General features: G+C 53.7%; 2 protein-coding genes. Both read left to right on the top strand.

The genetic code is table 11. From position 1 onward, the window contains the following. Positions 1-186: 186 nt before the first annotated feature. Positions 187-360 (top strand): Trm112 family protein, encoded by a 174-nt coding sequence (locus tag MHY13_RS12000; RefSeq protein ID WP_034656461.1) that lies wholly within the window; start codon positions 187-189, stop codon positions 358-360. Positions 361-424: 64 nt separating this feature from the next. Next, positions 425-1,711, top strand: a complete 1,287-nt coding sequence (gene tyrS, locus MHY13_RS11995; protein WP_239191308.1) for a tyrosine--tRNA ligase — start codon at positions 425-427, stop codon at positions 1,709-1,711. Positions 1,712-2,049 lie beyond the last annotated feature (338 nt).

Below are 2,049 nucleotides of genomic sequence, written 5' to 3'. Positions count from 1 at the left end.
TGCGGCTTCACGCCGGTACTCCGGCGTGTACTTCTTGCGCTGTTGATTCACAATGAACATCCTCTCCTACGGACACAAGATCCGTACAAATAGGGTGTCCACTACTTGAGGGTAACCTCAAAAGCGGTAAACAACTACAGAGAGTCACTCGGTGGGATGGCTGGGGCACGGGTTAGACTTAGCAGCATGATTGATCAGAAGCTCCTAGAGATCCTCGCGTGCCCGATCGACAAGCAACCGCTGGAGGATCACGGCGACTATTTGGTTAACCCCAGGCTGAACAAGGCCTATCCGGTGCAGGACGGCATTCCGGTCCTGCTGGTGGACGAGGCTAAGGACTGGCCCATTGGGTCCAAGTAACTAAAGCCACACGCTCTGGAAAAGCAGACACTTAGATAATTAGGAAACAGGGGAGCACCTACGTATGACTAACAACACGAACATTGTTGACGAACTGGAATGGCGCGGGCTCATTAACCAGTCCACGGATTTGGAGGCTTTGAAAGAGGCCACAGAGAACCCGATCAGCTTGTACTGCGGTTTCGATCCGACGGGAAGCTCGCTGCACGCTGGGCACCTAGTACCACTGATTATGCTGAAACGCTTTCAGCAATTCGGCCACCGTCCAATCGCGCTGGCCGGCGGTGCGACGGGAATGATTGGTGACCCACGTGATGTTGGGGAGCGTTCTATGCTCACGGAAGAGCAGATCGCAGAGAATATGCAGATGATCAAGACCCAACTTGAATCTTTCGTGGACTTCACCGATGAGAGTGACGTTGCAAGCCCAGCGGTGATGGTGAACAACGCGGACTGGATTAGCCAGATCAACGTCATCGAGTACCTGCGCGATATCGGTAAGAATTTCTCGCTGAATACCATGCTGGACCGCGATACGGTTAAGCGCCGCTTGGAGTCCGATGGCATTTCCTACACTGAGTTTTCCTACATGCTGCTGCAGGCTAACGACTTTGTGCACCTGCACAATGAGTACGACTGTGTCCTGCAGATTGGCGGCGGCGACCAGTGGGGCAACATCGTTTCCGGTGTGGATCTGAACCGGCGCGTGAATGGTGCGAAAGTCCACGGCCTGACGGTACCGCTGGTGACGGATGCCGAGGGTAATAAGTTCGGCAAATCCACCGGCGGCGGCAAGCTATGGTTGGATCCGCAGCTGACCAGCCCATACTCCTGGTACCAGTACTTTATTAATGCTGGAGACGCGGTGGTTATCGATTACCTGCGTTGGTTTACATTCTTGACTCAGGAGGAGATCGCGGATCTGGAGCGCAAGGTAGAGGAGGAACCCTACAAGCGTGAGGCGCAGCGAGTGTTGGCGCGAGAAATGACCACACTGGTCCACGGCGCACAAGCCACCGAAGCAGTGGAGCTGGCCTCTCAAGCTTTGTTCGGTAAGGCGGGGTTACAGGATTTGGACGAGGCCACCCTGTCTTCTGCATTGCAGGAGACCGAGGTAGCGGAAGTCAGCTCGGATGCCACGATCCTGGATCTATTGGTAGGTGCGGGATTGGAGAAATCGAAGGGTGCCGCGCGCCGCACTGTTGGTGAAGGCGGTGCATACGTGAATAACCAGCGCATCGAGGACATCGAATGGTCTCCGTCTTCCCAAGACCTCCTGCATGGCTCGTGGCTGGTATTGCGCAAGGGCAAGAAGCGCTTCGCTGGGGCACGGGTTGCGAATCCTTCCTAATGCCGTCACGCTTCGTGTCAATAAGGTAGCTACATGATCCCTTGGTAACGGTTATTGGCCATTTACCAGGGGATTTGTGTGTTTCTAGGTGGGGGTGTAGCTTTATCGAAGTCGCCGCGAGGTAGCCGGGAGGTTACTTTCTAGCGAATTTTGTGCGGACTTGGTTCGATGATTTGACTTGGTTCATTTGGTTGAGTAGGTTTGTACGGGCCGCCATCGAGAGGTTAACGGTAGGTTAATTTTTTTGTGGTGTGCGGATGATGTTTGAGAACTCAATAGTGTGCCAATGTACTTTTTATTTTTTGTGTGCATGGTTGTGTGTTGATTGGTTTGTCTGC

The sequence above is a fragment of the Corynebacterium sp. ACRPE genome, from assembly GCF_022347435.1.
In the GTDB taxonomy this organism is placed as follows: domain Bacteria; phylum Actinomycetota; class Actinomycetes; order Mycobacteriales; family Mycobacteriaceae; genus Corynebacterium; species Corynebacterium tuberculostearicum_D.
This window is presented reverse-complemented; position numbering and strand designations above follow the sequence as displayed.

Coding starts and splice junctions, on each gene's coding strand:
- MHY13_RS12000 (WP_034656461.1), top strand. CDS start 187: ATGATTGATCAGAAGCTCCTAGAGATCCTCGCGTGCCCGATCGACAAG.
- tyrS (WP_239191308.1), top strand. CDS start 425: ATGACTAACAACACGAACATTGTTGACGAACTGGAATGGCGCGGGCTC.